The organism is Neisseria sp. Marseille-Q2251, from assembly GCF_940793045.1.
Classification (GTDB): Bacteria; Pseudomonadota; Gammaproteobacteria; order Burkholderiales; family Neisseriaceae; genus Neisseria.
In genome coordinates this window covers 1-5,625 of the sequence record NZ_CALNWV010000070.1, presented here as the reverse complement: position 1 = coordinate 5,625, position 5,625 = coordinate 1, and the positions used below count along the sequence as shown (strand labels likewise).

2 tRNA genes and 3 rRNA genes are annotated in these 5,625 nt (G+C 50.0%); all 5 read right to left on the bottom strand.

The features are described 5' to 3' along the window. Window positions 1-107: 107 nt before the first annotated feature. The 5 genes from rrf to AAG834_RS13370 all read right to left on the bottom strand — a co-directional run bounded on the left by rrf (window position 108) and on the right by AAG834_RS13370 (window position 5,437). Window positions 108-221, bottom strand: a 5S ribosomal RNA gene (gene rrf, locus AAG834_RS13390). A gap of 93 nt (window positions 222-314) precedes the next feature. Beyond that, window positions 315-3,206: ribosomal RNA gene (locus AAG834_RS13385) — 23S ribosomal RNA — on the bottom strand. A gap of 431 nt (window positions 3,207-3,637) precedes the next feature. Then, a tRNA-Ala gene (locus tag AAG834_RS13380) sits at window positions 3,638-3,713 on the bottom strand. A gap of 5 nt (window positions 3,714-3,718) precedes the next feature. Then, window positions 3,719-3,795: transfer RNA gene (locus tag AAG834_RS13375), tRNA-Ile, on the bottom strand. Window positions 3,796-3,896: 101 nt separating this feature from the next. Continuing rightward, window positions 3,897-5,437 (bottom strand): 16S ribosomal RNA (locus AAG834_RS13370). The 16S, 23S and 5S rRNA genes sit together here with 2 tRNA genes alongside, the layout of an rRNA operon. Window positions 5,438-5,625 lie beyond the last annotated feature (188 nt).

Here is a 5,625-nt window from a genome sequence, read left to right as displayed (position 1 = left end):
ATAGCAAGAAGGCAAGAAACAGCAATGACGAGTTTCAAGTAAAGGTATGAATAAAATATGAGGTAAAAGTAAAAGCCCCCGACATCTGTCAGGGGCTTAGAATAGGTGTTTGGCAGTGACCTACTTTCGCATGGAAGAACCACACTATCATCGGCGCTGAGTCGTTTCACGGTCCTGTTCGGGATGGGAAGGCGTGGGACCAACTCGCTATGGCCGCCAAACTTAAACTGTACAAATCGGTAAAGCCTTAATCAATATATTCGGTGATGACTGAATCAGTCAGTAAGCTTTTTATTTGAAGTTCTTCAAATGATAGAGTCAAGCCTCACGAGCAATTAGTATGGGTTAGCTTCACGCGTTACCGCGCTTCCACACCCCACCTATCAACGTCCTGGTCTCGAACGACTCTTTAGTGCGGTTAAACCGCAAGGGAAGTCTCATCTTCAGGCGAGTTTCGCGCTTAGATGCTTTCAGCGCTTATCTCTTCCGAACTTAGCTACCCGGCTATGCAACTGGCGTTACAACCGGTACACCAGAGGTTCGTCCACTCCGGTCCTCTCGTACTAGGAGCAGCCCCCGTCAAACTTCCAACGCCCACTGCAGATAGGGACCAAACTGTCTCACGACGTTTTAAACCCAGCTCACGTACCACTTTAAATGGCGAACAGCCATACCCTTGGGACCGACTACAGCCCCAGGATGTGATGAGCCGACATCGAGGTGCCAAACTCCGCCGTCGATATGAACTCTTGGGCGGAATCAGCCTGTTATCCCCGGAGTACCTTTTATCCGTTGAGCGATGGCCCTTCCATACAGAACCACCGGATCACTATGTCCTGCTTTCGCACCTGCTCGACTTGTCGGTCTCGCAGTTAAGCTACCTTTTGCCATTGCACTATCAGTCCGATTTCCGACCGGACCTAGGTAACCTTCGAACTCCTCCGTTACTCTTTGGGAGGAGACCGCCCCAGTCAAACTGCCTACCATGCACGGTCCCCGACCCGGATTACGGGTCTGGGTTAGAACCTCAAAGACACCAGGGTGGTATTTCAAGGACGGCTCCACAGAGACTGGCGTCTCTGCTTCAAAGCCTCCCACCTATCCTACACAAGTGACTTCAAAGTCCAATGCAAAGCTACAGTAAAGGTTCACGGGGTCTTTCCGTCTAGCAGCGGGTAGATTGCATCTTCACAACCACTTCAACTTCGCTGAGTCTCGGGAGGAGACAGTGTGGCCATCGTTACGCCATTCGTGCGGGTCGGAACTTACCCGACAAGGAATTTCGCTACCTTAGGACCGTTATAGTTACGGCCGCCGTTTACTGGGGCTTCGATCCGATGCTCTCACATCTTCAATTAACCTTCCAGCACCGGGCAGGCGTCACACCCTATACGTCCACTTTCGTGTTAGCAGAGTGCTGTGTTTTTAATAAACAGTCGCAGCCACCTATTCTCTGCGACCCTCCGAGGCTTACGGAGCAAGTCCTTAACCTTAGAGGGCATACCTTCTCCCGAAGTTACGGTATCAATTTGCCGAGTTCCTTCTCCCGAGTTCTCTCAAGCGCCTTAGAATTCTCATCCTGCCCACCTGTGTCGGTTTGCGGTACGGTTCGATTCAAACTGAAGCTTAGTGGCTTTTCCTGGAAGCGTGGTATCGGTTACTTCATGTCCGTAGACACTCGTCGTCACTTCTCGGTGTTAAGAAGACCCGGATTTGCCTAAGTCTTCCACCTACCGGCTTAAACAAGCTATTCCAACAGCTTGCTAACCTAACCTTCTCCGTCCCCACATCGCATTTGAATCAAGTACAGGAATATTAACCTGTTTCCCATCGACTACGCATTTCTGCCTCGCCTTAGGGGCCGACTCACCCTACGCCGATGAACGTTGCGTAGGAAACCTTGGGCTTTCGGCGAGCGGGCTTTTCACCCGCTTTATCGCTACTCATGTCAACATTCGCACTTCTGATACCTCCAGCACACTTTACAATGCACCTTCATCGGCCTACAGAACGCTCCCCTACCATGCCAGTAAACTGGCATCCGCAGCTTCGGTTATAGATTTGAGCCCCGTTACATCTTCCGCGCAGGACGACTCGACCAGTGAGCTATTACGCTTTCTTTAAATGATGGCTGCTTCTAAGCCAACATCCTGGCTGTCTGGGCCTTCCCACTTCGTTTACCACTTAATCTATCATTTGGGACCTTAGCTGGCGGTCTGGGTTGTTTCCCTCTTGACAACGGACGTTAGCACCCGCTGTCTGTCTCCCGAGGAACCACTTGATGGTATTCTTAGTTTGCCATGGGTTGGTAAGTTGCAATAACCCCCTAGCCATAACAGTGCTTTACCCCCATCAGTGTCTTGCTCGAGGCACTACCTAAATAGTTTTCGGGGAGAACCAGCTATCTCCGAGTTTGTTTAGCCTTTCACCCCTATCCACAGCTCATCCCCGCATTTTGCAACATGCGTGGGTTCGGTCCTCCAGTACCTGTTACGGCACCTTCAACCTGGCCATGGATAGATCACTCGGTTTCGGGTCTACACCCAGCAACTGTTCGCCCTATTAAGACTCGGTTTCCCTACGCCTCCCCTATTCGGTTAAGCTCGCTACTGAATGTAAGTCGTTGACCCATTATACAAAAGGTACGCAGTCACACCACAAGGGTGCTCCCACTGTTTGTATGCATCAGGTTTCAGGTTCTATTTCACTCCCCTCCCGGGGTTCTTTTCGCCTTTCCCTCACGGTACTGGTTCACTATCGGTCGATGATGAGTATTTAGCCTTGGAGGATGGTCCCCCCATATTCAGACAGGATTTCACGTGTCCCGCCCTACTTTTCGTACGCTTAGTACCACTGTTGAGATTTCGAATACGGGACTATCACCCACTATGGTCAAGCTTCCCAGCTTGTTCTTCTATCTCGACAGTTATTACGTACAGGCTCCTCCGCGTTCGCTCGCCACTACTTGCGGAATCTCGGTTGATTTCTTTTCCTCCGGGTACTTAGATGGTTCAGTTCTCCGGGTTCGCTTCTCTAAGTCTATGTATTCAACTTAAGATACTGCACAGAATGCAGTGGGTTTCCCCATTCGGACATCGCGGGATCATAGCTTTATTGCCAGCTCCCCCACGCTTTTCGCAGGCTTACACGTCCTTCGTCGCCTATCATCGCCAAGGCATCCACCTGATGCACTTATTCACTTGACTCTATCATTTCAAGAACTTCTCTGACTTTGCCTGACATTCCGTTGACGAGAACATCAAACTTGAATTTCCTACTCTGATAAAGCTTACTGCTTGTTGTGTCTTAATCCCGCCTTTTGTCTTTCGGGATTAAGTCGATACAATCATCACCCAAATACTGTACCTGTTTTTCTTTTCCTATCCAGGAGACAACTGACCGTTTGCAATCGGTCAATCATCAAAAACAGATACATTGTCTTTGTTTGTTGATTTCGGCTTTCCAATTTGTTAAAGATCGATGCGTTCAATATTGCTATTTACTTCGCAAATCAAAATGAGCTGATTATTATAGCAGCCTTTCTTTTTCCGTCAAACTGATTCACAATCAGACTTCTCTTTAGAAAAAAAGAAAGCAGTTACACTGCCTTTTTAACTCGCTTTGATTTGGAAAGTATTGGTGGAGGCAAACGGGATCGAACCGATGACCCCCTGCTTGCAAAGCAGGTGCTCTACCAACTGAGCTATGCCCCCGTTCTTGGTGGGTCTGGGAGGACTTGAACCTCCGACCCCACGCTTATCAAGCGTGTGCTCTAACCAGCTGAGCTACAAACCCGGATTCTCTTCTTAAGCGAATCTTGTCTTCACTCAAGCATTTTTCCGCATCTTCTACAGTTTACCGATAAGTGTGAATGCCACAGCCTCTTCTTTCTCTAGAAAGGAGGTGATCCAGCCGCAGGTTCCCCTACGGCTACCTTGTTACGACTTCACCCCAGTCATGAAGCATACCGTGGTAAGCGGGCTCCTTGCGGTTACCCTACCTACTTCTGGTATCCCCCACTCCCATGGTGTGACGGGCGGTGTGTACAAGACCCGGGAACGTATTCACCGCAGTATGCTGACCTGCGATTACTAGCGATTCCGACTTCATGCACTCGAGTTGCAGAGTGCAATCCGGACTACGATCGGTTTTGTGAGATTGGCTCCACCTCGCGGCTTGGCTACCCTCTGTACCGACCATTGTATGACGTGTGAAGCCCTGGTCATAAGGGCCATGAGGACTTGACGTCATCCCCACCTTCCTCCGGCTTGTCACCGGCAGTCTCATTAGAGTGCCCAACTTAATGATGGCAACTAATGACAAGGGTTGCGCTCGTTGCGGGACTTAACCCAACATCTCACGACACGAGCTGACGACAGCCATGCAGCACCTGTGTTACGGCTCCCGAAGGCACCCCTCCGTCTCTGGAGGGTTCCGTACATGTCAAGACCAGGTAAGGTTCTTCGCGTTGCATCGAATTAATCCACATCATCCACCGCTTGTGCGGGTCCCCGTCAATTCCTTTGAGTTTTAATCTTGCGACCGTACTCCCCAGGCGGTCGATTTCACGCGTTAGCTTCGCTACTAAGCAGTCAAGCTGCCCAACAGCTAATCGACATCGTTTAGGGCGTGGACTACCAGGGTATCTAATCCTGTTTGCTACCCACGCTTTCGGGCATGAACGTCAGTGTTATCCCAGGAGGCTGCCTTCGCCATCGGTATTCCTCCACATCTCTACGCATTTCACTGCTACACGTGGAATTCTACCTCCCTCTGACACACTCTAGTCACCCAGTTCAGAACGCAGTTCCCAGGTTGAGCCCGGGGATTTCACATCCTGCTTAAGTAACCGTCTGCGCCCGCTTTACGCCCAGTAATTCCGATTAACGCTCGCACCCTACGTATTACCGCGGCTGCTGGCACGTAGTTAGCCGGTGCTTATTCTTCAGGTACCGTCATCAGACAGGGGTATTAACCCCGCCCTTTTCTTCCCTGACAAAAGTCCTTTACAACCCGAAGGCCTTCTTCAGACACGCGGCATGGCTGGATCAGGCTTGCGCCCATTGTCCAAAATTCCCCACTGCTGCCTCCCGTAGGAGTCTGGGCCGTGTCTCAGTCCCAGTGTGGCGGATCATCCTCTCAGACCCGCTACTGATCGTCGCCTTGGTAGGCCTTTACCCCACCAACTAGCTAATCAGATATCGGCCGCTCAAACAGCGCAAGGCCAAATGGTCCCCTGCTTTCTTCCTCAGAAAATATGCGGTATTAGCTAATCTTTCGATCAGTTATCCCCCACTGCCCGGTACGTTCCGATATGTTACTCACCCGTTCGCCACTCGCCACCCAAGAAGCAAGCTTCTCTGTGCTGCCGTCCGACTTGCATGTGTAAAGCATGCCGCCAGCGTTCAATCTGAGCCAGGATCAAACTCTTATGTTCAATCTCTAACTTTTTTAACTTCTGGTCTGCTTCAAAGAAACCGACAGGACAATGTCTAAAACATCATCTTGTCTGTCTTTCAAACAGTGTGAGGCTGTCGCACTCACACTTATCGGTAATCTGTTTTGTTAAAGAGCAAAAACGAATTATAAAGCATTTCATCTCATTGTCAATCAAAACTTTTCTTA